The sequence below is a fragment of the Pseudarthrobacter sp. L19 genome, from assembly GCF_050859435.1.
Taxonomy (GTDB): Bacteria; Actinomycetota; Actinomycetes; order Actinomycetales; family Micrococcaceae; genus Arthrobacter.
Genome location: NZ_CP193935.1, coordinates 2,323,980 through 2,347,904, shown reverse-complemented (window position 1 = coordinate 2,347,904; position 23,925 = coordinate 2,323,980). Strand labels below are relative to the sequence as shown.

General features: G+C 70.8%; 10 protein-coding genes and 5 pseudogenes. 6 read left to right on the top strand and 9 right to left on the bottom strand.

Features of this window, described 5'->3' with window-relative positions:
- Positions 1–97: 97 nt before the first annotated feature.
- Positions 98–3,102, bottom strand: a pseudogene (locus ACRQ5B_RS11170) (UPF0182 family membrane protein).
- A gap of 91 nt (positions 3,103–3,193) precedes the next feature.
- A complete protein-coding gene (locus ACRQ5B_RS11165) occupies positions 3,194–4,405 on the bottom strand; it encodes a YlbL family protein (RefSeq protein WP_432393873.1) in 1,212 nt (403 codons plus the stop codon).
- Between the two features lie 234 nt (positions 4,406–4,639).
- Here ACRQ5B_RS11165 and ACRQ5B_RS11160 point away from each other — a divergent pair, with 234 nt between their 5' ends.
- Positions 4,640–6,097 carry a zinc-dependent metalloprotease gene (locus ACRQ5B_RS11160; protein WP_432393871.1) on the top strand — a complete coding sequence of 486 codons (1,458 nt, stop codon included), beginning with the start codon at positions 4,640–4,642 and terminating at the stop codon, positions 6,095–6,097.
- A gap of 115 nt (positions 6,098–6,212) precedes the next feature.
- Here ACRQ5B_RS11160 and ACRQ5B_RS11155 read toward each other — a convergent pair whose 3' ends face one another.
- The 3 genes and pseudogenes from ACRQ5B_RS11155 to nudC form a co-directional block, all read right to left on the bottom strand.
- Positions 6,213–6,818, bottom strand: coding sequence for a M48 metallopeptidase family protein (locus ACRQ5B_RS11155; protein ID WP_432393870.1), 606 nt, complete (start codon positions 6,816–6,818; stop codon positions 6,213–6,215).
- Positions 6,818–8,909, bottom strand: a pseudogene (locus ACRQ5B_RS11150) (ATP-dependent DNA helicase UvrD2). Before ACRQ5B_RS11150 ends, ACRQ5B_RS11155 begins: the two are co-directional and overlap by 1 nt.
- Positions 8,910–9,026: 117 nt before the next feature.
- The gene (gene nudC / locus ACRQ5B_RS11145) at positions 9,027–10,109 is read right to left on the bottom strand and encodes an NAD(+) diphosphatase (RefSeq protein WP_432393868.1); all 1,083 of its coding nucleotides are present in this window, start codon (positions 10,107–10,109) and stop codon (positions 9,027–9,029) included.
- A 166-nt stretch (positions 10,110–10,275) separates the two neighbouring features.
- Here nudC and ACRQ5B_RS11140 point away from each other — a divergent pair, with 166 nt between their 5' ends.
- Positions 10,276–11,649 (top strand): macrolide 2'-phosphotransferase, encoded by a 1,374-nt coding sequence (locus ACRQ5B_RS11140; RefSeq protein ID WP_432393866.1) that lies wholly within the window; start codon positions 10,276–10,278, stop codon positions 11,647–11,649.
- A 6-nt stretch (positions 11,650–11,655) separates the two neighbouring features.
- Here the strand turns inward: ACRQ5B_RS11140 and ACRQ5B_RS11135 are convergent.
- From ACRQ5B_RS11135 to ACRQ5B_RS11125, 3 genes and pseudogenes are all read right to left on the bottom strand, one after another.
- Positions 11,656–15,129: pseudogene (locus ACRQ5B_RS11135) on the bottom strand (ATP-dependent helicase).
- Positions 15,126–18,409 (bottom strand): annotated as a pseudogene (locus tag ACRQ5B_RS11130) (ATP-dependent helicase). Before ACRQ5B_RS11130 ends, ACRQ5B_RS11135 begins: the two co-directional pseudogenes overlap by 4 nt.
- A gap of 65 nt (positions 18,410–18,474) precedes the next feature.
- Positions 18,475–18,891 carry an MGMT family protein gene (locus ACRQ5B_RS11125; protein WP_432393864.1) on the bottom strand — a complete coding sequence of 139 codons (417 nt, stop codon included), beginning with the start codon at positions 18,889–18,891 and terminating at the stop codon, positions 18,475–18,477.
- Positions 18,892–18,976: 85 nt separating this feature from the next.
- On the opposite strand from ACRQ5B_RS11125, the pseudogene ACRQ5B_RS11120 reads away from it, so the two are divergent.
- The 4 genes and pseudogenes from ACRQ5B_RS11120 to ACRQ5B_RS11105 all read left to right on the top strand — a co-directional run bounded on the left by ACRQ5B_RS11120 (position 18,977) and on the right by ACRQ5B_RS11105 (position 22,528).
- Positions 18,977–19,686 (top strand): annotated as a pseudogene (locus ACRQ5B_RS11120) (3'-5' exonuclease).
- Positions 19,687–20,066: 380 nt separating this feature from the next.
- Positions 20,067–21,017, top strand: coding sequence for an ABC transporter substrate-binding protein (locus ACRQ5B_RS11115; RefSeq protein ID WP_432393862.1), 951 nt, complete (start codon positions 20,067–20,069; stop codon positions 21,015–21,017).
- Positions 21,018–21,029: 12 nt separating this feature from the next.
- Positions 21,030–21,794, top strand: coding sequence for an amino acid ABC transporter permease (locus tag ACRQ5B_RS11110; protein WP_432393861.1), 765 nt, complete (start codon positions 21,030–21,032; stop codon positions 21,792–21,794).
- Positions 21,791–22,528 (top strand): amino acid ABC transporter ATP-binding protein, encoded by a 738-nt coding sequence (locus ACRQ5B_RS11105; RefSeq protein ID WP_412883549.1) that lies wholly within the window; start codon positions 21,791–21,793, stop codon positions 22,526–22,528. The genes ACRQ5B_RS11110 and ACRQ5B_RS11105 overlap by 4 nt, the downstream gene beginning before the upstream one ends.
- A gap of 65 nt (positions 22,529–22,593) precedes the next feature.
- Here the strand turns inward: ACRQ5B_RS11105 and hemL are convergent, their stop codons facing one another.
- Positions 22,594–23,925 (bottom strand): glutamate-1-semialdehyde 2,1-aminomutase, encoded by a 1,332-nt coding sequence (hemL, locus tag ACRQ5B_RS11100; RefSeq protein WP_432393859.1) that lies wholly within the window; start codon positions 23,923–23,925, stop codon positions 22,594–22,596.

Here is a 23,925-nt window from a genome sequence, read left to right as displayed (position 1 = left end):
CGGGGCCAAATCGTAGCGGCGTGATCTGCATCGCACCGCCCCTAGCCGGAGGTGGCCGGCGCCCCGTCACGGGGTGCCGGCCACCGGGCCCACGCGGCTACTTGGTGGGCGAGGGTGAGGCTGTCGCCGTCGGGGACGCCGTAGGCGAGGGGCTGCCGCCGCTGGCCGGCGGGGTCAGCTTCCCCTCGGCGTCGATCGCCCGCTGCAGGGCGGCGGAGAGCTTCTTCTGCTGATCGCCGTACGCGGCGAAGTCGCCCTTGGCCAAGGCTTCCTGGCCGGCCTTGATGGCGCTGTTCGCATCATCAAGTGCCGCCTCGAGATCGGCGTTGGCGTTCGAGCCGCCGGTGGGCGGGGTGGTCCCGGTGCCTGGGCCCGGCGTCGCCGGTGTCTGGCCGTTATTCGCCGCGTCGCCCGCGGTGGCGCCGGAGCTGCCGCCGAAGAGCTGGTTCAGCGCCTCGTCCAGGGTCGGGGCGAAGCCGATCTTGTCGCCGAAGGCCACCAGCACGCGCTGCAGCGTCGGGTAGGAGGTCTCCCCGTCGACTTCAGGTAGACCGGCTGGACGTAGAGCAGGCCGCCGCCCACGGGCAGCGTCAGCAGGTTGCCGTTGAGCACCGCGGACGCGCCCTGCCGGAGCAGGTTCAGCGCCTGGGACACCGTGGGGTCCGAGTTGAACTTGTTCTGCGCCTGGCCCGGGCCGGGGACGTTGGCCTCCGGCGGGATCTGCAGCAGCCTCAGCTGGCCGTAGCTGTCCGCCTTCACGCCCTTCTGGTTGCCGGCGTCGGAGTCCGCGGCGAGGAAGCCGTAGAGAACGTTCCGGGCGTTGCCGTTGACCACCTGCGGGATGAACGAGGAGGTCAGCTGGAAGGCCGGCTTGTCCTGGTCCGGCATCTGCAGCGACATGTAGAACGGAGGCTGCTTGACGCCGTCGTCCTTCACCGTGGGGTCGTTCGGGACGCTCCACGCGTCGTTGTTGGTGAAGAAGTTGTCCGGGTTGGTCACGTGGTACCGGCCCAGCAGCTCACGCTGGACCTTGAAGAGGTCCTCCGGGTACCGGACGTGGCTCATCAGCGCACCCGACATCTCCGAGAACGGCTTCAGCGTGGACGGGAAGATGCTCTGCCAGGCTTTCAGGACCGGGTCCTGGTCATCCCAGGCGTAGAGGGTGACGGAGCCGTCGTAGGCGTCCACGGTGGCCTTGACCGAGTTCCGGATGTAGTTCACCGAGCTGCTGGGCAGCGCGGCGGTCCGGCCCGCGGAGGTCTGTGAGTCCCGGGTGGCGTCTGAAAGCTGTTCCTGCTGCGAGTACGGGAAGTACGGGCTGGTGGTGTAGCCGTCCACGATCCACTTCACGCGGCCGTCGACGACGGCGGGGTAGGCGTTGCCGTCGACCGTCAGGTACGGGGCCACCTTCTCCACGCGGTCCTTGGGGCTTCGGTCGTAGAGGATCTGCGAATCGGCGTTGACGCCGTCGGAGAGCAGGAGGTCCGAGGATTGGAACTTCACCGCGTACAGGATCTTGTTGAAGAAGCTGCCCACGTTCGGGCCGCCGTTGCCGGTGAAGGTGTACTGCGTGCCGGCGTCGCCCTCCTTGGCGGCGGGGCGGTCCTGCTCACGGTGCGGCGCGCCGTCCGGGGCGCCGACGATCGAGTAGTCCGGGGAGTTTTCGCCGAAGTAGATCCGCGGCTGGTAGGTGGTGTCGGTGCCGAGGACACCGGTCGACGGGATGCCGGACTGCAGGAAGTCGGGCTTGCCGTCAGCGGTGAACTTGTTGCCCTTGGCCGCGACGACACCGTAGCCGTGGGTGTAGACGACGTGCTTGTTCAGCCAGGACTGCTGGTTGCTGGCGAGGCCGCTGGGGTTCAGCTCGCGCACCGCGATCACGGTGTCCTGGATCTTGCCGTTGACCTCGTACCGGTCCACGTTCAGGGTGCTGGGGAACTGGTAGTACGGACGGTACTGCTCGAGCTGCGAGAACGCGTCGGAGATCAGGTTCGGGTCCAGCAGGCGGATGTTCGCCGTCGTCTGGGCGTCCGGGGCCAGCGCGCCGGTGGTGGCGTTGGTGGTGGCCTCGTAGCGCTTCTCCTGGATCTTATCCAGTCCGTAGGCGGCACGGGTCATGGCGATGTTGCGCTCGATGTAGGTCTTTTCCAGGGTCTGCTCGGAGGGGCGGACCTGGAACTGCTGGATGACCCACGGGTAGACGCCGCCGGCCAGGATGGAGGTGATGACCAGCATGGCGGTGCCGATGACGGGGAGCCGCCACTTGCCGATCACGGCCGCGACGATGAAGAGCACGGCCACCAGCGCGGCGGCGACGGCGAGGATCGCCTTGGTGGGGATCACGGCGTTGACGTCCGTGTAGAGGGCGCCGGCCCAGCGGCCGCTGTTGTTCAGCACGGCCGAGTAGCGGTCCAGCCAGAAGTTCACGCCGAGCAGCAGCAGGAAGGCCGCGCCGGTGACGGCCAGGTGGATCTGGGCCGCGCGGCTGGTGAAGACGCCGCGTTCCATCAGGCGGATGCTGCCGTAGAGGTAGTGGGTGAGGATTCCCGCGATGCCGGCGACGACGGCAACGCTGATCAGGAAGCCGGTGACGAAGCCCAGGAACGGCAGGGTCATCATGTAGAAGCTGATGTCCAGGTTGAACTGCGGATCATTCTGGCCGAACGGCTTCTGGTGCAGGAACAGCAGCACCTTCTGCCACTGGCTGGCGGCCGCGCTGCCGGCGAAGAGGCCGAACAGGACGGGCAGTCCGATCATGACCACGCGGCGGATCGGCTCAAGCTGGGCCTGGTACCGGTTGAGGTTGTCCCGGATTTCGGAGTCCGGGGCGTAGACCGGCCGGGCGGTGTAGGCGATGCGGATCGCGAAGAACATGGCCGCGAACATCACCGCGAAGCCGGCCAGGAAGATCAGGATCCTGGACACGTTCTCGGTCACGAAGACTTCGAAGTAGCCCAGCTGCTGGTACCAGAGGACGTCCGTCCACACATTGGCGAAGAAGATGAAGCCCACGACGAGCAGGGCCACGACAATCAGCGTGGGCGTCAGGGCGCCTCGCCGCTGCTGTTGCCTTCCGGGTGGGACGGTGCTGGGACGGGACAAACTCGATACCTCATAGCTGGTCGTCGGTGCTGCTGTTTTTCAGTTGTCTCTTGTGCCACGAGCGGCACGGAGGCTTAGTTCCGGGGTCAGTCTAGTTCCTGGTGCAAGCGGGAAGCTCGGCCGTGTCGCCGCCTGACGCGGAGAGCTCGACGGCGTGCCGTGCCTCGGCCAGGGTCTCGACCTTCACCACCTGCAGGCCGGCCGGGATGTGGCCGACGACTTCGTCGCAGTTGGCCGCGGGCGCGAGGAACAGGGTGGCCCCGCCGGAGCGGGCGCCGACCATCTTCTGGTCGATGCCGCCGATGGGCCCGACGGCGCCGTCGGGGGTGATGGTTCCGGTGCCCGCGATGTGCTTGCCGCCGGTGAGGTCGCCCGGGGTCACGGTGTCCACGATCCCGAGGGCGAACATCATGCCGGCGCTCGGGCCGCCCACCTTGTCCAGGGAGATCTTCACGTCGAAGGGGAAGGTGAACTTGTACTGCAGCACCACGCCGAGGAGGTAGCGGCCGTTCTCGGACTTGGCCGGGGTGATGGTGAGCGTCTGCTGGCTGCCACCCCGGTCCACCACCACGGGGACGGGTTTGCCGTTGCCGGCGGCGAGCTCGGACTGGATGACGCTCAGCGCGGAGATCGGCTTGCCGCCGATGGAGACCAGCAGGTCGCCCTCCTGGATCTTGCCCTTGGAGGCGGAGTCGTCGGGGATGCTGGCAACCTGGAGCTTCTGCCCGAACGGGATGCCGAGTTCCTTCAGGGCGGCCGCGACGGCGTTCTCCTGCGAGGTGGTCATGGCCACGGCGCTTTCCTGCTGCGACTGTTCCTTGGTGACGCCGGTGGGGAAGATCAGTTCCTGCGGGTAGACGGCCTTGGCGGGGTTCAGCCAGGCGGTGAGGGCCTCGAAGACGCTCACGGGTCCGTTGGGGCCGCCGTCGACGTACACCGTGGTGAGGTCCAGGTTGCCCCTGGCCGGGTAGGACTCGTGCCCGGAGACGGTGATGACCGGCTTGCCGTTGTCCGTGCCCAGGGTGTTGAAGGTGGGTCCCGGCGATTCGATCACGTAGGGAACGGGCAAGCTGAGCGCGGCGACGCCGAGTCCGATCGAGAGCAGGCCGGAGACCACCATGGCGGAGGGGCGGCGGCCTCCTCCCCCAGGGCCGCCCCGCCGGCCGGCACCCGCTCCACGGCGCGGCCAGAGGCCCGCGTGGTCGGCGCCGTCGCCGTCGGCCGCGGGGCTTTCGACCGTGCCGTTGGCGGTGCTGTTGGCCAAGGGGCCGTTACCGGGCTGCCCGTCCTGGGTAAACGTCACTGAAGGACCTCTCGTGCCGGCGTCCGGCACCCCTGCCGGGGTGGTCCGGGCGCTGGGCCGGCGCCCGGAAACGGCGCGTCAGCCATGCAAATATTCCAGAGCCCCACACTACGGGCTCGCGGGGTGCCCGAGTGCTTTGCCGACAGCGAACGGCGCCGGTTTCTGCAAGACAGCCGCTGAGCGGGAGGGGTAGCGTGAAGTTGAGTACCAGTCACACCGACGATCGGCGGGATCATGACCTCTAACCCACACCAACCGTCCAACGGGGACGACGAGCCCAAGGATCCGCTGGCGGAAATGCTGCAGAACCTGATGGGCGGCAAGGGCATGGGGAACATCGATCCGGCCGAACTGGCCAAGGCCGCGGGCCTGCCCGATGACCCCAACCTGCTGGCACAGATGTTCTCGCAGGTCCAGGCCATGATGAGCTCCTCCTCCGACGGGCCCGTCAACTGGCAGCTGGCGCACGAGAACGCCCGCCGGGTCGCGGCCAGCGGCTCCGACCCCTCCGTCACCGCCGCCCAGTCCCGCGAGGTGGACGAGGCGCTCCGGCTGGCCGAGCTGTGGCTGGACCAGGTCACCGAGCTGCCCTCCACGGGCCTGATCGGCCGTGCCTGGTCCCGGGCCGAGTGGGTCGAGGAAACCCTGGGCACCTGGAAGCGGCTGACCGAACCGGTGGCCAACAGCATCGCCAACGCGCTCTCCACCGCGATGACCGAACAGATGCCCGAGGAAATGAAGTCCATGATGGGCGGCGCCTCCTCGATGCTGCAGAACATGGGCGGCGCGATCTTCGGCATGCAGCTGGGCCAGGCGATCGGCGCCCTCTCCGCCGAGGTGGTCAGCTCCACCGACATCGGCGTCCCGCTGGCCGACCTGGAGATGGCGCTCCTGCCCGCCAACGTGGCCAAGTTCGGTGAGGGCCTCAGCCTTCCCGAGAACGACATCCGGCTCTTCCTGGCCGTCCGCGAGGCAGCCCACGCCCGGCTCTTCGTCCAGGTCCCCTGGCTGCGCGGCCACCTGCTGGGCGCCATCGAGGCCTACGCCCGGGGCATCCACATCGACACCTCCAAGATCGAGGACCTCGCCCGGGAGCTGGACCCCAGCAACCCCGAGGGCATCCAGGAGGCACTCTCCCAGGGTGTCTTCATGCCGCAGCGCACCCCCGCCCAGGACCAGGCACTGGAGAAGCTCGAGACCGCTCTGGCCCTGGTGGAGGGCTGGGTGGACGAGCTGACCGCCGCCGCTACCGAGAAGCTGCTGCCGTCCGCGGCGGCCCTTCGCGAGACGGTCCGCCGCCGACGCGCCACCGGCGGACCGGCCGAACACGCTTTCTCCTCCCTGGTGGGCCTGGAGCTGCGGCCGCGCCGGCTGCGCGAAGCCGCCACCCTCTGGGCCCAGTTGAAAGAGGAACGCGGCGTGGAGGGCCGGGACGCCATCTGGCAGCACCCCGACCTGCTGCCCACCGCCGAGGACCTTGATGACCCGAAGGGCTTCAGCGAACGCCGCAAGCTGGCGGAGGCCTCCGACACCGAGGTCGACGACGCGTTGCAGAAGCTGCTCAGCGGCGGCTTCGACGAGGCGCCCGAGCCCGGCACCGGTGACAGCACCGGTGACGGCGGGAGCGACGAGGGTGACGGCGGCGCAAAGGGAGACGGCGGCGCCTCCGACGGGGACTCCCCCAAGGCCTAGCCCGCCGAGCGGCGTCCGGGCCTGACCGGCCCGGGCTGCCCCGCGGTCCAGCCGCCCGGCGCCTGCGTCCGGGCTTGGCCCGCAGCGCTTAGCTGGCGGCGCTTAGACCGCGGACTTAGCCGACCGGGGCTTCCTCGACATCGTCCTCGTCGGCGGGGAGCCCGCGGGCGGTGGCGAAGGAGACGCCCTCGAGGAAGGCCTTGGCCCGCTCCGTCTCCGGGTAGGCCGACAGCAGCCGCCAGAACGCGGCGTTGTGGGCCGCGACCAGCAGGTGCGCGAGTTCGTGAAGCAGTACATAGTCGATGACCCACTGCGGCATCTGCTGCAGCTTGTGCGAGAGCCGGATGGTGCCCTCCGACGGCGTCGCCGAGCCCCAGCGGGAGTTTTGGTTGGTCACCCAGCGGACCGACACGGGCTCGGCCCGGCCGCCCAGGTAGGTGGCGGAGAGCTCGGCAGCCCGGGATGCCAAGGCCGCGTCGCTGCCCGGCCGGCGCCGGCCGCTCCCGTTCTGGCCCCGGCTTCCCTGGGCGCGGAGCTTGGCCAGCATCCGTTCCACCCATTCGCGTTCCTGGGCTCCGCTGAAGTGCGCGGGGATGGCCACGACGGCGGTGCCGTTCTCCCAGAATGCCGCCACCGTGCGGCGGCGGCGGGCCGAGCGCCGCACCTCCACCGGCGCGCCGTCCGCCGTCGTCGTCGGCGTTTCCGCAACCTTGCCCGGCATCAGGCGGTGGTGCTTTCCGCGAGGATGGCCAGGACCGCCTCGCCGTACTTCTCCAGTTTGGACGCGCCGACGCCGGGCAACGTCGCGAGCTCCTGGAGGGTCGCCGGGCGGGCCTCGGCGATGGCCGTCAGGGTGGCGTCGGTGAAGACCACGAACGCCGGGACGTCCGATTCCAGCGCCGTGGCCTTCCGCCACTGGCGCAGCGCGTCAAAGGTCTGCTCCTCGTAGCTGGGCGGGCACTGGTTGCAGCGGCCCACCTTGCGTTCGGCGCCGCTGCTGAGCATGCTGCCGCACACCCGGCACGACGCCGGCGCGGCGGCCTTGCGGCGCGGGGCCGAGCCCTTGCCGCGGGCGCTGGAGGACGCGACGGAATCCGGCCGCAGGCCGTCCAGGAAAGCGGGAGGGCTTGCGGTTCGCGCGGCCGCCGGGGGTCCTTGCGGTGGACCAGGAGAGGTACAGGTGTTCCTTGGCGCGGGTGATGCCGACGTAGAGGAGCCGGCGCTCCTCGTCGACGGCTTCCGGGGTGTCGGCGAACGAAATCGGCATCAGGCCCTCGCTCAGGCCCACCAGGAACACCGCCTCCCATTCCAGGCCCTTGGCCGCGTGCAGCGAGGCGAGGGTGACGCCCTGGACCGTCGGGGCGTGCTGGGCGAGGGAGCGTTCCTGGAGTTCGTTGACGAACTCGGCGAGGCCGAACTGCGGCCCCCGGGCTGCCACGAGCTCATCCGCCAAGGCCACGAGGGCGGCCAGGGATTCCCAGCGTTCCCGCAGGGCGCCGCCGTTGTGCGGCGCCTCCTCGGTGTAGCCGAGCGAGGACACGATGTCCCGGACCAGCTGGCCCAGCGGTTCCGGCCCGTCCGCGCCGTCGATGGCCCGGGTGGCGGCCCGCAGCTGCAGGATGGCGTCCCGGACTTCCTTCCGGGCGAAGAACCGTTCCCCACCGCGGAGCTGGTAGCCGATGCCGGCCGAGGCGAGGGCCTGCTCGTACGCCTCCGACTGGCCGTTGGTGCGGAAGAGCACGGCGATCTGGCTGGCCGGCGTGCCCGCCTCCAGCAGTGCCTTGATGTTCTGGGCGGCCGTGGCGGCCTCCGCCTCGTCGTCGGAGCACTCGGTGAAGTGCGGCACGGGTCCGGCGGGGCGTTGCGCGACGAGCTGCAGCGGCGTCGCCCAGGCCGCGTCCGCGACGGGGCCGCCGCTGCGCCGGCCGGCGAGCAGGTCGTTGGCGAGCCGGACCACCTGCGGGGTGGACCGGTAGTCGCGGACCAGCTTGACCACGGTGGCTTCCGGGTACTGCGCCTTGAAGCCCAGCAGGTGCTTGGGGGAAGCGCCGGTGAACGAGTAGATGGTCTGGCTCGCGTCGCCCACGACGCAGAGATCGTCACGGCCGCCCAGCCAGAGTTCGAGGAGCCGCTGCTGCAGCGGCGAGACGTCCTGGTATTCGTCCACCACGAAGTGCCGGTACTGCTCCCGGACGGTGGCGGCGACCTTCGGGTCCTCCTGAAGGATGCCGACGGTGATCAGCAGGACGTCCTCGAAGTCGATGACGTTGCGGTCCGTCTTGACGTCCTCGTAGGACTGGAAGACGCGGGCGACGGCGGTCAGGTCGAACCCGCCGGGGGTGCCACGGGCCTGGGCCTTCTCCAGGTAGTTGGCCGGGGTGAGCATGGAGACCTTGGCCCATTCGATCTCGGAGGCGAGGTCGCGGATGGAGGCCCGGTCGGTGCTGAGCCGCAGCCGGCGGGCGGCCTCGGCGATCATCTGGGCCTTGTGGTCCAGCAGGTTCGGCAGGGCACCGCCGATTGCCTGGGGCCAGAAGAACTGCAGCTGGCGGAGGGCGGCGGCGTGGAAGGTGCGGGCCTGGACGTTGCCGACGCCGAGGTCACGGAGCCGGCTGCGCATTTCCGCCGCGGCCCGGGCGGTGAACGTGACGGCCAGCAGCCGCTGCGGGCTGTAGACGCCGGAGTGCACGCCGTAGGCGATGCGGTGAGTGATGGCGCGGGTCTTGCCGGTGCCGGCGCCGGCGAGGACGCACATGGGCCCAGTGAGGTTGCTGGCCACCTCGCGCTGTTCGGCGTCGAGGCCGCCGAGGATGCGGTCCTCGAGGGAACGCTCATCCGCGGCGGGAAGCCCTTCTGCCGGCGGGGTGCCGGGAAATGACCCGGCGGAGAAAAGATCTGTGTTCACGTCTGCTGCTCAAATATCGGAGGGTCAGGGGGTGACGGGAGCGTCGTGGATGACGCCGCCGTACCAGTGTTCAATCAGGGCCCGGGCTATGGAGAGCCGGCTGGAGATGGTGATCTCTCCATTGGAGACCGCTTCCTGCAGTTCCTCCCGGCTGAACCAACGGGCTCGGGTGACCTCGACGCCGTCGGGCCGGGCCTCGGTGTCCTCGGTGGTGGCGGTGAAGCCGAGCATCAGCGATGCCGGGAACGGCCAGGACTGCGACCCCAGGTACTGGGACGCGGTCACCCGCACGCCGACCTCCTCGCCGATCTCACGGACGACGGCCTGTTCGAGTGATTCGCCCGGTTCGACGAAGCCTGCCAGCGTGGAATAGTTCTTCGCGTCCAGCGGTCCGCCGCCGCCGAGCAGGAGCCGGCCGTCCGGGCCGACCACCGTGACGATGATCGCGGGATCGGTGCGGGGGTAGTGCTCGGAGTTGTCCGCCGGGCACCGCCGCACCCAGCCGCCGGCTTCGGTGGTTGTGGCGGTCCCGCAGCGCGGGCAGTGGGTGTGGGTGGCGTGCCAGTTGGCGATGGCGCTGGCTTCGATGAACAGTGCAGTGTCCGGGGCGTCGAGACGTCCCGCCACCTCGCGGAACCCGGCCCATTGCGTCCCGGCAGGGATCCCGTCGACGTGCTGCTCGAACGGCTCGGCGCGGACCTCGAACTGCTCCGGCAGGATGAACAGCACGAACTCGCTGCCGGGCGTGGACGCCGGGGCCGGGTTCCCGTTGCCCTCGTCGAGGGAAGCCCCGAGGTAGACGACGTGGAGGGGTTCGAAATCGGTGCCCTTGAGCCGGCCCGCGAGCGCCTTGGCGTCGAGGAACACTATGCCGTCCCCGCCCACCAGCGCCTGGCGGCGGGAGAGCACCATGGCCTGCACGCCGTCGGTGTCCAGGAGTTCCTCGAGCATCCCGGGGCGCATGCGTGCGGCGGAGCGCCGGTCGATGAGGGCGGGTCGGACCGGAAGGACGGTCTCCCTGAGGTGGTTGGCCGGCTGTCCGGTCCCGCCCTGCCGGGACGCGGCAGGAGTCGTGGTGGTGGACGCGGACGGCTCCGGAAGACTCATATCTCCACCGTACCCACCCCCGCTGACAATTGACATTTGCCCGGAAGGCCGGCGGCGGCCTCGCGGGGACCGTGTCCGCCGGGTCCGGAGGGCGTTTTCGGGCCGAACTTTCAGACTCGCCGCCCTGCCTCGCCGTGTTGGGCGCCGGTCAATCTACCGTGGGAACGTGAGAAGAAACCCAATCGAACTGGCAGCGGTAGCGACGGCAGCAGTCCCCGGACTGACCCCTACGGCCGTGTGCTCCGCGCCCGACGATGCGGCTGACTTCGACTCCGCCCTGCTGCTGGATTCCGAGGGGAAGCGCTGGCGCGTCCGGTCGCCGCGGCATGCGGAGGCCAGCGCACGGCTGGAGACCGAGTTCCTGGTGCTGCGGGCCTTCACCCCCGGGATCCGTGCCGAACTGCCGTTCCTGATGCCCACCGTGGCCGGAACCGTGCGGCAGGGTGAGTTGAGCACTTTTGTGTACGCCCACCTCGCGGGACGCACCCGTACCGTGGAGGAGCTGGGCGCCGGGACGCCCGCGCTGGCCCGGGAGGTGGGTGCCGCCCTCGCCGCGATCCACGACCTTCCGCATTCGCTGGTCAGCAACGCCGACCTGCCCACCTACACCCCTAACGAGTTCCGCCAGCGTCGGCTCAACGAGCTTGACCAGGCCGCCACGACCGGGAAGATCCCGCCGCTGTTGCTGCGCCGCTGGGAACACGCGCTGGAGGACGTCACCCTGTGGCGCTTCAACCCCAGCGTGGTGCACGGGGACCTGCATGAGGACAACATCATGGTCGACGGGGAGCGGGTCACCGCCGTGACCGGTTGGACCGACCTGCGGATCGGCGACCCCGCCGACGACATGGCCTGGCTGGTCGCCTCCAATGACCAGGACTTTGTGGACAGCGTCCTGGCCGCGTACTCCTCCGCCCGCCGGGACACCCCCGATGCGCACCTGTTGCGCCGGGCTGCCCTTTCCGCGGAGTTCGCCCTGGCCCAGTACCTGGTCCGTGGTTTGGCTGCCGGGGACACCGCGATGGTCGCGGAGGGCGAGTCGATGCTGGCGCTGCTGGCCGACGACGTCGCGGCCCACGGCGGCCAGCCGATCAGCGTCGAACCGCTGCCCGCTCCGGCGCCCACACAGGCACCGGCGGTCACGGTGCAACCGATCGAGCCCGGGGCCGAGACTCCCGGGATGGCCGCGCCTGAGGCGGCCACGGGGCAGCCCGCCCCGCTCGCCGCGGCTCCCGCCGTCCACGTCACCCCGATCCCCGACACCCCGGCGGCCGACGAGGAATCTTCGGACGGTGTCCCCTCGGACGCGAAGGGCGAGGACGCCGGAGAGGACAACGCCGAGGACAACGCCGATGACACCGCCGACGATGGCGCCCAGGCCGACGCCGCACCTTCCCGCCCCACCACGGAGGACCGCTCCCCCGCGGACGGCAGCGAAACGGACTCCGACAGCCCTGACGTTGCCGGAAGCCCTGCTCCGGCCAGCAGCGAGGACACGTCCACGACGGCACTGACCGTCGTGCCGCTCCACCGCCACTAGCCCGTCCTACCTGCTGGGGCTGCCCACCGGCCTGCCGAGCGCGCCGGCGACGATCCGTTCGAGTTCCGCGGCGCTGCCCAGGTCATGCGGGCGCACCACGGCGTCGTCGGCCACGTAGTAGAAGGCCGCCCGGACGTCCTCGAGCGGCACGCCCTTCAGCCGTGACCAGGCGAGCCGGTACACGGCCAGCTGGACCGCCTTCGTGGTGAGCTGCCGCGCCGAGGGCCGTCGGCCGGTCTTCCAGTCCACCAGGTCCCAGCCGCCGTCGGCGTCGCGGAAGACGGCGTCGATGCGGCCGCGCACCACCACGTCGCCGATTCGGGTCTCCACCGGAACCTCCACGTGCGCCGGAGCCCGGTCCGCCCACTCGGAGCGCCGGAAGGTCTCGACCATGGCCTCCAGGCCGTAGGCCTCATCGATGTGCCCGTCCGAGCCGGGGGCCTCCCCCAGGTCCAGCATCCCGGCTGTGCCGAAGTACTCCTCTACCCAGGAGTGGAACGCGGTGCCCTTGCGGGCGGACATCCCGGGCTCGCGCGGCACGGGCCGCCGCAGCCGGGCCACCACGGCGCCGGGGTCCTCGTCCAGGTCCACCAGGGTGGAGGCGGAGATGTGTCCGGGCAGGTGCACCTCGTGGACGGTGGTGCGCCGGTTGCGGCGGTCCAACAGGGTGGCAGCCTCCTGGGCCCAGCCGCCGGCGGGCCGCGCAGCGGCTGCCCCGGCGGCGCGGGCGCGGGCAGGTGCCCGGCCCCGGACCGCTGCAGGTGGTCCAGGACCAGGGCGGCCGCGGAGTCCATGGCCGCACGGCGCCCCGGCCGCAGGCGCAGCCGCGCCCCGGTGCGGGGGTTGACCGGGCCCTCCAGCGGGTCGTAGGGCCACCCGGCCAGCTCGAGTTCCGAGTTCAGCGGGCTTTCCTCCGGCAGGGCGTCCTCGGTGACCGAGAGCGGGTGGACCGCGGCACTCCCCGGCCCACCAGGGTCTCCAGTTCGGCCAGGAACGGAGACATGTCGGCGATGCCGGCCCGGGAGCCCACCCACGCGGCGCTGGAGACCCAGAGCACGTGCTTGGCCCGGGTGTAGGCCACGTAGGCCAGACGGCGCTCTTCGGCCTCGCCGTGGGCCTGGACGTCGGCCTTGAAGTCCTTTTCGGCGTCGAGCCAGCCCTTCTGGTCCGGGTGCTCGAGGTCCCATTGCGGCAGGTCCGCGCGGTCGCCGCGCAGGGGCCACGGCAGGGCCGCGGAGCCGCTGCTCCAGCGGGAGTCGCGGCTGCTCGGGAACGCGCCGGCGTTCAGGCCGGGGACGAACACCACGTCCCACTCCAGGCCCTTGGAGGCGTGCACCGTGAGCAGCTGGACGGCCTCGTGGTTGGCCTCGGGCGCGGCGGCGTCGAGGCCGTTCTCCTCGGCTGCGGCCGCCTCAAGCCAGGCAAGGAAAGCCAGGACGTCGACGCGCTGCGAGGTGTGCAGGAAACCCGCGGCCGCGTCCTGGAAGGCGTCCAGGTTGCGGCGGGCCTGGTGGATGCTGATGCCGGGCCGGGCTGCCACCTCGATGTCGAGCAGCATGGACCGTTCCACCTCGCCCAGCAGGGTGGTCAGGTCGTCGCCCATGAAGCTGCGCAGCTGGCGGAGTTCGGCCGAGAGCCGCTGCAGCCGGCCGAGGGCCTCGGCCCCGAGCTGCCGTCCGTGGGCCGAGGTCCAGCCGGGCCGGGGCAGCCAGTCCAGCGCCTCGACCAGGCTGGCGCCGTCGGTGAGGTCCGTTTCGATGACGGCCGCGTCGGCGTCGTCGTCGAGGTCGTCGCCGGCCCCGGGCGCCCCGCGCCGCCGGGCCAGGAAGCTGGACCAGTCGCGGAAGGCCATCAGGTCCGCGGGTCCGATCCGCCAGCGGGCGCCGGCCAGCAGCCGCATCAGCGAGTCCGACCGGCCCGGATCCGCCAGGACGCGGAGGGTGGCGACGAGGTCGACGATTTCCGGGGTGTCCAGCAGACCCCCGAGGCCGACGATCTCATACGGGATGCCGCGGAGCTCGAATTCCTTGCGGATGCACTCCATCTGGGCGCGGCGCCGGCAGAGTACGGCCATCGCGGGCGGTTCGAAGTCCCCGGTGCCGGCGTTGCCGCTGAAGTCGGTCCGGCGGTAGGTCAGGATGTCGCCGGCGATGGCGGCGGCTTCCTCCTCGTCGGTGCCGAACCGGCCCATCACCACGCGGCCCTCCACCGCGGCGGGGCTGGGTTGCAACGGCGGAACCTCGACGGCGGGGGCGGTGTCCCGGGCGCCGGCGGGCCCGGCTTCCCCGGCGGCGCGGCTGAGGGGTGCCGAGATGACGTTGGCGGCGTCGAGGATGGTGCGGCCGTTGCGCCAGGCCGTGGTCAGGTACGACGTCGGCGCCACGGCGAAGCGGCAGGCCCCGCCCTCGTCGCCGCCGTTGCCGCCGGCATCGGAGCCGGCTTCTCCGACCAGGACCGGGAACTCCCGCACGAAGTGGAAGAGCTGCCCCGCGGAGGCGCCGCGGAAGCCGTAGATGGACTGGTTGGGGTCCCCCACCGCGGTGACGGCGTGGCCGCCGCCGAAGAGCCGGGAAAACAGCACCAGCTGGGCGTGCGAGGTGTCCTGGAATTCGTCCAGGAGCACCACCTTGTAGCGCTGGCGTTCGGTCTGCGCGGCCAGCGGGATCTCGCTGGCAACGCGGGCGGCCAGGGCCACGAGGTCGCCGAAGTCGAGGGCGCCGCGGGCCCGCTTGGCCTCCGCGTACCGGCCCACCATGTCCGCCACGCTGGCGCGGGTCCGGAACAGGGCGCTGAGCTCGGCCGCGGCCTGGGTGGGGTTCTTCTTGGCGGTGGCCAGGTACGGCAGGGACTCGAATTCCTGGACCCGGTCCAGCAGCCAGGCACGGACCCCGGCCGGCTCCTGCAGGTGTTCGGCGCACTCCCCGCGAGCTGGATGACTGCCTTGACCAAGGTGGATTTAGCGGCGCGGAAGTGCTCGTAGTCGCCGTCGTAGGCTTCGACCACCTCGCTGGCGAGCTGGAAGGACTGCGCGGCGCCCAGGAGCACCACGTCGCGTTCGACGCCGAGCCGGAGGCCGTAGTCGGAGACGATCCCGCTGGCGTAGGAGTGGTAGGTGGAGACCTTCGGCTCCAGTGCCTCGGTGCTGAGCAGGCCGGCGGGGAAGACCGAGTGGTCCCGGTCCTCGGCGGCGATCCGGGCCAGGGCGGTGAGCTTGGCCCGGATCCGGGTGGCCAGCTCGCCCGCAGCCTTGCGGGTGAAAGTCACGCCGAGGACTTCTTCGGGGCTGACCCAGCCGTTGGCGACCAGCCAGACCACCCGGTCCGCCATGGTGGCGGTCTTCCCGGAGCCGGCGCCGGCGATGACCAGCCGGGGTGCCAGCGGCGAGGAGATGATCAGGGACTGCTCCTCCGTGGGGCGGTTCTTTTCCCCGAGCATGGCCGAGAGCTCCTCGGGACTGAACCGTGGTTCCGGGAGGCTCATTCGGTGACCTGCTTTCCTCGGGCGCAGAGCGGGCAGACCTCGGGTAGGCGGCACCCGTGTCCGCCGTGGCCGCCCTTGGCCGGGTCGTGACGGGCCTCGAACGTGCTGCCGGACATGACCCGGGCGGAGTCGTTCACCAGGTCCAGGGCCCAGTTGGCGTCGGGATCCAGCGGCGGCTGGTGTTGCACGCCCGGGCTCTTGGTGGTGGTGCCCAGCTGGGCGAGGACGGCGCCGCCGGGCCGGGGCGGCGGCCCGTCGTCGGGGCCGGCGAACCCTCCGGCGAGGACGGCCGCCTGGTAGGCGCCGAGCTGCGGGTGGCGTTCCAGCTCGGCCTTGCCGGGCTGGCGTTTACCGGTCTTCAAATCCACGATCACCAGCCGGCCCTCGCCGTCGATCTCCAGCCGGTCCACCTGGCCGCGGAGCACCGCCGCGCGCGCGGGCCAGCCGTCGCCGTCGTCTGCCGCTCCGGCGGGGACCACGTCGGCCAGCTTGACCTCGAAATCCTGCTCGACCCCGAGCAGGCTGCGGCCCTCGCTGCGCATCACCAGGACGTACTGGGCGAGCTTGCGCACCATGCCCTCGGCCCGCTGAAAGTCCAGCTTGCCCTCCCAGTTGTCCTTCATGCCCAGGGTGGGCCAGCGCTTGACCAGCTCGGCCACGTATTCGCCGCCGGAGGCCTCGGGAAGGTCCTGGGCGATGGCATGGACGAGGGTGCCGAGGCTGCGGGCGAAGTCGGTGGCGGCCTCCCCGCCGGCGGCCTGGACGAACCAGTCCAGCGGCGACTTCTGCACCGTCTCGACCTTGGAGGGCGAGACGAAGACCGTGCCGCCGGGCGGCACCACCGGCTCCGCCGAGGACAGCGGGGCCAGACCCCACCACTGGTCCGGATGGGCGCCGGGCACGGGCGGTTCGGCGGCGGCGAGCGCGCCGAGGACGGCTGCGGCCTCCTCGCCCTCGGCGGTCCCGGCCTGGGCGTGCTGGCGCAGTTCCGAGACCAGGGCCCTCAATGTCAGCGGCCGTTCCACCGGCGTGTAGCCCCGCCGGTCCTGGCCCGGGGACAGCGGCGCTGCGTAGTCGAGGAAGGACGAGGGCTGCTCGTCCTCGGACGACACGGCGGTGCAGATCAGCACCTCGCGGGCGCGGGAAACGGCAGTGGAGAAACTGCGCAGTTCGTCGTAGCGGATGTCCCGGAGCCGGCTGAGCGGATCGAGTCGCAGGGCGTAGTCCACCCCGTGCTCCACCGCGTCCGCGAACAGCGTGCTGCCCAGCAGCTCGCCGCGCAGCCGCGTGTTGGGCCAGACGCCCTCCTGCAGTCCGGGCACGATGACGACGGGCCATTCCCGCCCGGCCGCGCTGGCCGGGGTCATCAGCTCCACCGCATCCTCCAACTGGGCGCGGGCGGCCAGCGTGTCCATCGGCAGTTCCTGGCTGAGCAGATACTCGAGGAACTGCTCCGGCCCGGACCCGGGCAGCTGGTCCACGTAGCGTTCGGCGGTGTGGAACAGGGCCATCATGGCGTCCAGGTCCCGGTCCGCCCGGGCGCCCGCGGCACCCCCGGCCAGGGCGGCCTCGGTCCACCGCTTCGCCAGGCCGGTGGCGTTCCACAGCGCCCACAGCACGGTCTCGGCGTTGGCGCCCGGCGCCGCCGCGGCCTCGCGTCCGGCGTAGATCATCCGGGCGATCCGCCGCGCCGAGCGTCCTCCACGCCGGTCGCGGCGAGCGCGCCCGGTTCCAGCAACGCCTCGACCAGCAGGGCATCGCTGGCGCGCCCGCCGCCGCCGAGCAGCTCGTCCTGCCGCAGCGTCTGGCGCAGCCGCCGCAGCTCGATGGAGCTGGCCCCGCCGATGCGGGAGGTCAACAGCGACACCGCGGCTTCGGCGGTGAGGGCCTCCGGGTCCAGGGCGACGGCGTAGGCGTCCAGCAGCGGCCGCACCGCAACCTCGTCCCGGACGGCGGCCTCGGCCACGGGAACCCGCACGGGAATGCCCTGCCCGGCCAGGTGCCGTTGCAGCTGGCTGAGCTGACCGCCGTTGCGGACAATCACGGCGATGTCGCCCAGGGCGCGGCCGTCGTTCAGCTGCGCCTCGAGGATCCGCTGGGCGACGTAACGCAATTCGTGGACCGGTGAGGGCAACAGGTGTCCCTCCACGGTGCCGGACACTGGCGGGTTTGGGGCGGCGGGGTTTGGGGCAGCGGGGTCCGGTGCCGCGGGTGCCGGGTAGTCGAGCCGACGGGCGGTGGCGCCGCCGGAGCGGAGCGAGATCCGTTCGGCGACGGCCTGCCAGGCCTGCCCGACGGCGGGGGCTTGACGGTGCGCCGTCCAGAGCGGCCGTTCCAGCACACCGCCGCCCGGGGCGAGCAGCCGGGGCAGCTCCGCCACCAGGTCCGGCCGGGCACCGCGGAAGCCCTGGACGACGGTGTCCGGGCAGTAGGTCACCAGGGCGTCCTTGCCGGAGGCGATGTCGGCCAGCAGCTCGAAGACCGCCGGGTTCGCCTCCTGGATGTCGTCCACCAGGATCAGTTGCAGGCGGTCCCGTTCGGCGGCCAGGAACTCCGGCGCGTCCTGGAAGATCTGGCGGGCGGCGGTGATGATGCCGGCGGGGTCAGAGGATTCCGGCATCCGCAAGTCCAGCACGTCGCGGTACTCGGCGTAGAGCGCCGCGGCCGCCTCCCAGTCCGGCCGCCCGCAACGGCGGCCCAGGGCGGCGAGGTCCTCGGCGGTGCGCCCGGATTCGATGATCCGGTCGAAGAGCTGCCGCACCTCCTGCCGGAAGCCGCGGGTGGGCAGGGCGGCGCCAAGATCCTCCGGCCACGGCAGCTCGAAACCCGGACGCGCGTGGCCCTCGAGGAGTTCCTTGATGATCAGGTCCTGTTCCGGACCGGAGAGCAGCTTCGGCGCCCGCGGCAGCGGCAGGACCCCCTCGGCTTTAGCCCGCCGGATCAGATCGAAGGCGTAGGACGCCCAGGTGCGTGCCGGCGTCGTGCTCAGACTGCGGTCCAGCCTCGCGGTGAAACGGTCCCGCAACGCGTCGGCGGCGAGCCGGCCCGGGGCCAGGATGAGCATCCGTTCGGGGTCCAGGCCGTCCCGCCGGGCCCGGTGCACCGCGGCCTCCACCAGCACCGTGGACTTCCCCGTGCCGGGCGCGCCGGGTACCAGGACCGGACCGCTCCCGCGCGCGGGTTCGACGGCGGCGCGCTGGTCCGCGGACAACTCCGGGGCCTGCGCGTGCCGGGTCCGCGGCGGCAGCAGCGTCAGCCCGGGCACGGTGGGATTAGGCACAGTGGAGGCCGGGGTGGGGCTGGCTACGGTGTCACTTAAGGCGGCGGGGCGGTGGCTGGGGCTACTCACACAAACATTTCATCATCGGGCACCGACAGTTTCCGGCTGGCGGGCTCCAGCCGCTCCGCCACGGCGTCGATCGCGGCGAATTCCTCGTCGGTGGGCGCCCAACGGGCAGCCGCAAGGTCCACCCGCCACCGGCCCTCGCCGCTGCGCTGGAAGTCCCGGACATCACCGCGCAGGGGTGTCCCCTCGGTCAGGTAGTGGGCGAGCGCGTCCCGCTCGTGGCCCGGCGGTGCCTCGCCGCTGGCCCGGATGATGCGCCACCAGGGAATCGAGCTGCCGTGGTGGCTGAGCACCGCACCGACCTGCCGGGGGCCGCCGGAACCCAGCAGCTCCGACACGTCGCCATAGGCGACGGCGGACCCGGCAGGCACCATCGCACCGAGCTCCAGCACCGCCTCCACGTACTCCATCCGCATGCCATCAAGGGTACCGTCGCCGCCTCCGCGCCCCGGCCGCAGGTCGCTGCCCAAGACTGTCCGTGGCAGCAGGTAGCGTAATTGCATGAGCACCTGGCACACCCTCCCCGCGCAGCATTCGACCTCGAAACCACCGGCCGGAATTCCCGCGCGGCCCGGATCGTGACGGCGTCGGTGACCGTGGTCGACGGGGACGGCGCCGTCATCAAGGAGCACGAGTGGCTCGCCGATCCCGGCGTCGAGATCCCCACCGAGGCCAGCGACATCCACGGCGTCACCACGGAGCGTGCCCGCAGCGAGGGACGCCCCGCCGCTGAGGTGGTCCGGGAACTCGCCGGGGTGCTGCAGGAACTGTTCGACGCCGGGGTGCCCGTGATCGCCTTCAACGCCAGCTACGACTTCACGGTCCTCGCGGCGGAATCCGCGCGCTACGGGGTGCCCCAGCTGCACCGTTACCCGGTCCTGGACCCGTACATCATGAACAAGCAGGTGGACCGCTACCGCAAGGGCAAGCGCACGCTGACGGCCCTCTGCGAGGAATACGGCGTGGACCTGGACAACGCCCACACCTCTGCCGCCGACGCGCTCGCCACCCTGCGGGTCCTGGACGCGATGGCCGGAAAGTTCCCGAAGCTTCGGATGCCGGCGGCCAACCTGCACCAGCTGCAGGTGGAATGGGCCACCGCCCAGGCAGCGGACTTCCAGAGCTACCTGCGGAAGACCAAGCCGGCCGCAGTGATCGAGGGTGACTGGCCCGTCCTGCCGCCCGAGGACGCCAGCGGCGGCGGCTTCTAGCCGCACCGCGGAAGCCGGGCTGTGGCGTCATAAATCGACACGTCCCGCTCGGAAGAGCGCCCGGAACCCTGCTTTTGGGCGTCTGATCGGCAGAATGAGACGGACCACACACAGCTTCCACACAGCCCGGACGCCTCACCACACCGGACGGGATTCTGTGCATTGTTCGGTGGCCGCCGCTCTCAAGCCACACAGCCCACATGACACGCGCGTTGTTCGCTCGCACCCTGTCACAGCGCCCGGAAATTCGATTTGATCCGGCCCAACGCCCCGGTGACACAATTATCTTTTGCGGTGCCGCCCTGGTGCGGCATGCCCTCCGGCGGCCGGACCTGCTGTCCCGCCGCCGCCCCAGGACTTCAGACGAAAGTGATTGCGTGATGAAAAGCAAAGCCTTGAAGTGGCTCACCGCCCTTCCGGTGGCCGTGGCCCTGTCGGTCTCCCTCGCCGCGTGCGGCGGCGGGTCCGCCCAGAGCTCGGGCTCCCCGACTGATGCCCTCCAGGGCAGCGACCAGACCTCCCTGGACAAGTACACCACCAAGGATGTCCCGGCCCTGGACAAGATCGACAAGTCCAAGCTCGGCCTCATCAGCGACGGCACCCTGCGCGTGGGCACCCTCTCCGACGCCCCGCCGAACATCTTCATCGATCCCTCCGGCAAGTTCACCGGCTACGACAACGAGCTGCTGCGGGCCATCGGCGCGAAGCTGGGCCTGAAGGTGGAGTTCGCCTCCACCGACTTCTCCGCCCTGCTCTCCCAGGTCAAGAACAAGCAGTTCGACGTCGGATCCTCCTCGATCTCCACCACGGACAAGCGCCGCGAAACCGTGGGCTTCACCAACGGCTACGACTTCGGCTACATGGCCGTCGTGACCAAGAGCGACTCCAAGATCAAGGGCTTCGCGGACCTCAAGGACGGCGTCCGCATCGGCGTCGTCCAGGGCACCGTCCAGGACGACTACGTCACCAACACCCTCAAGCTCGAGCCGGTCCGCTTCCCGGACTACAACACCGTCTACGCGAACGTGAAGTCCGGCCAGGTTGACGCCTGGGTGGCCCCGTCGCAGCAGGCCACCGGCCAGGTCAAGGACGGCGACAACACCAAGATCGCCGAAAAGGTTGTCAACACCCAGAACTTCACTGCCTACGCCGTGAACAAGGACAACCAGCCGCTGATCGACGCGCTGAACGCCGGCCTCGATGCCGTGATCGCCGACGGCACCTGGACCAAGCTGACCGCCCAGTGGTACACGGACCGCCCCACTGCCAAGGAACAGACCCCGCAGGGCTGGAAGCCGGGCAGCAAGGCCGTCCAGGTCCCCGCAAAGTAGCGGAGGCGCTCCATGGATATCCTCAAACTGCTCTCCGAAACATTCTTTGACTGGAATGCCATCTGGGCCGTCGTACCCAAGATGTTCGCCGTCGGACTGCCGAACACCCTGGTGCTGGCCATCTCGTCCGGCGTCATCGGAACAGTCCTCGGCATGCTCCTTGCCCTGATGGGGATCTCCCGGAACGCTGCCGCCCGCTGGGTGGCCCGCATCTACACCGATGTGTTCCGCGGCCTGCCGCCCATCCTCACCATCCTGGCCATCGGGCTGGGGTTCGGGCCGATCTACCGGCAGCTGACCGGGTCGACCAGCCCCTACCCGATGGCCATCGCGGCGCTGTCCCTGATGTCCGCGGCCTACATCGGCGAGATCTTCCGTTCCGGCATCCAGAGCGTGGACAAGGGCCAGCTCGAGGCCACCCGGGCCTTGGGCTTCGGCTACGGCCCGGCGATGCGCCTGGTGGTGGTACCCCAGGGCGTCCGCCGGGTGCTGCCCGCGCTGGTCAACCAGTTCATCGCGCTGATTAAGGAGTCCTCCCTGGTCTTCATGCTCGGCCTCATTGCCAGCGAGCGGGAGATCTTCCAGATCGGCAAGGACGCGGCCAGCAACAGCGGCAACCTCTCGCCGTACGTGGCGGCCGCGGTGTTCTACCTGGCCATGACCGTCCCGCTGACGCACTTCGTCAACTGGATCGACCGCCGGCTGCGTTCCGGCCGGCCGGAAAAGAAGCAACCGGACGAGGCTGCCGCCGTCGTCGGAAAGGGAGCCCAGGCATGAGCGAATTCGCGTCCGGATCACTGACGGCGAAGAACATCCACCTGTCCTTCGGGTCGAACCACGTCCTGCGCGGCATCGACCTGCACGTCGAGAAGGGCACCACGGCCTCCGTGATCGGCCCCTCCGGCTCCGGCAAGTCGACGCTGTTGCGGGTGATGAACCGGCTGATCGAACCGGACCAGGGCGACATCCTGCTCGACGGCCGGTCCGTGCTCAAGGACAACCCGGATGAGCTGCGCCGCCGCATCGGTATGGTCTTCCAGCAGTTCAACCTCTTCCCGCACAAGACCGTGGAGGAGAACGTCTCCCTGGCCCTGCGCAAGCTCCGCGGCATGTCCAAGGAGCAGGCCCGCGAGGAGGCCCTGGCGCAGCTGGATCTGGTGGGCCTGAAGCACAAGGCCGATTCCCGGCCCGCGAACCTCTCCGGCGGCCAGCAGCAGCGCGTGGCGATCGCCCGGGCGCTGGCCATGAAGCCCGAGGTGATGTTCTTCGACGAGGCCACCTCGGCGCTGGACCCGGAGCTGGTCAAGGGCGTCCTGGCACTCATGGCCGACCTGGCCAAGGGCGGCATGACCATGGTGGTGGTGACCCACGAGATGGGCTTCTCCCGCAACGTCTCGGACACCGTGACGTTCATGGACGCCGGCAAGGTGGTGGAGTCCGGCGCCCCGGAGCAGGTCTTCACCGCCCCGCGGACCGAACGGCTCCGCGGCTTCCTGGCGGACGTCCTCTAGCAGCACCTCCTTAAACGACTGAAGGCACCCGCCGCGGCGGGTGCCTTCAGTCGTTTAGGCGCCGGTCAGGCGGTGGCGGCCGCGGCGGCCTTAGCGGCGGCCGGGAGCGCGTCGAAGATCCGGTTCATGGCGGCGTCGTCGTGCGCGGCGGACAGGAACCAGGCCTCGAAGACCGACGGCGGCAGGTACACCCCGGAGTCCAGCATGGAGTGGAAGAACGGCGCGTACCGGAAAACTTCCTGGCCCTGGGCGTCGTCGTAGTTGTGCACGCCGCGGGCGGAGGTCCCGAAGGCCACGGAGAACAGGTTCCCGGCCCGCTGGATGGAGTGGTCGACGCCGGCGGCGTCCAGCGCCTCGGACAGGGCGCCGGAGAGTTCCAGGGAGCGGGCGTCGACGAAGTCGTAGACCTCCGCGGTGGCGTGCGTGAGGGTCGCGACGCCGGCGGCCATGGCTACCGGGTTACCGGAGAGCGTGCCGGCCTGGTAGACCGGGCCCACGGGGGCGAGGTAGTCCATCACGTCCGCGCGGCCGCCCAGGGCCGCCGTCGGCATGCCGCCGCCGATCACCTTGCCGAAGGTCAGCAGGTCCGGAGCCCACGGTTCGGCGGCGTCGGCCGCGCCCCCGGTGAGGCCCCAGTAGCCGGCGTAGCCGGTGCGGAAGCCGGTGAGGACCTCGTCCAGGATCAGCAGCGCGCCGTGCTCCCGGGTGATCCGGGACAGGCCCGCGTTGAAGCCCTCCCCCGGGGTCACGACGCCCATGTTCGCGGGTGCGGCCTCCGTGATGACGGCTGCGATGTTGGGCCCGTGCGCGGCGAAGGCGGCCTCGACGGCGGCGAGGTCGTTGTAGGGCAGCACGAGGGTTTCCGCGGCGGTGGCGGCGGTGACGCCCGCGGAGCCCGGAAGCGCCAGGGTGGCCAAGCCGGAACCGGCGGCGGCGAGCAGGCCGTCGAGGTGGCCGTGGTAGCAGCCGGCGAACTTGATGACCAGGTTGCGGCCGGTGTAGCCGCGGGCCAGCCGGATGGCGGTCATGGTGGCCTCGGTGCCGGTGGAGACCATCCGGACCCGTTCCGCGGCGGGGACGCGTTCGCGGACCAGCGCGGCGAGGTTCGCCTCGTCCGGGGTGGAGGCGCCGAAGGACAGGCCCCTGTCGACGGCCTGGTGGACGGCGGTGAGCACGGCCGGGTGGGCGTGGCCCAGCAGCGCCGGACCCCAGGAGCAGACCAAGTCCACGTACTGGTCGCCGTCGGCGTCGGTCAGGTAGGCGCCCTTGGCGGAGACCATGAACCGCGGCGTACCGCCCACCGAGCCGAAGGCCCGGACCGGGGAGTTCACGCCGCCGGGCATCAGCCCGCGGGCTCGGTCGAACAGTTCCTCATTGCGGTGGTGGCTGGAAGTCAT

Excerpts from the sequence above, each read along its gene's own strand:
- ACRQ5B_RS11160 (WP_432393871.1), top strand. The coding sequence starts at position 4,640 with ATGACCTCTAACCCACACCAACCGTCCAACGGGGACGACGAGCCCAAG.
- ACRQ5B_RS11155 (WP_432393870.1), bottom strand. The coding sequence starts at position 6,818 with ATGCCGGGCAAGGTTGCGGAAACGCCGACGACGACGGCGGACGGCGCG.
- nudC (WP_432393868.1), bottom strand. The coding sequence starts at position 10,109 with ATGAGTCTTCCGGAGCCGTCCGCGTCCACCACCACGACTCCTGCCGCG.
- ACRQ5B_RS11125 (WP_432393864.1), bottom strand. The coding sequence starts at position 18,891 with ATGCGGATGGAGTACGTGGAGGCGGTGCTGGAGCTCGGTGCGATGGTG.
- ACRQ5B_RS11115 (WP_432393862.1), top strand. The coding sequence starts at position 20,067 with ATGAAAAGCAAAGCCTTGAAGTGGCTCACCGCCCTTCCGGTGGCCGTG.
- ACRQ5B_RS11110 (WP_432393861.1), top strand. The coding sequence starts at position 21,030 with ATGGATATCCTCAAACTGCTCTCCGAAACATTCTTTGACTGGAATGCC.
- ACRQ5B_RS11105 (WP_412883549.1), top strand. The coding sequence starts at position 21,791 with ATGAGCGAATTCGCGTCCGGATCACTGACGGCGAAGAACATCCACCTG.
- hemL (WP_432393859.1), bottom strand. The coding sequence starts at position 23,925 with ATGACTTCCAGCCACCACCGCAATGAGGAACTGTTCGACCGAGCCCGC.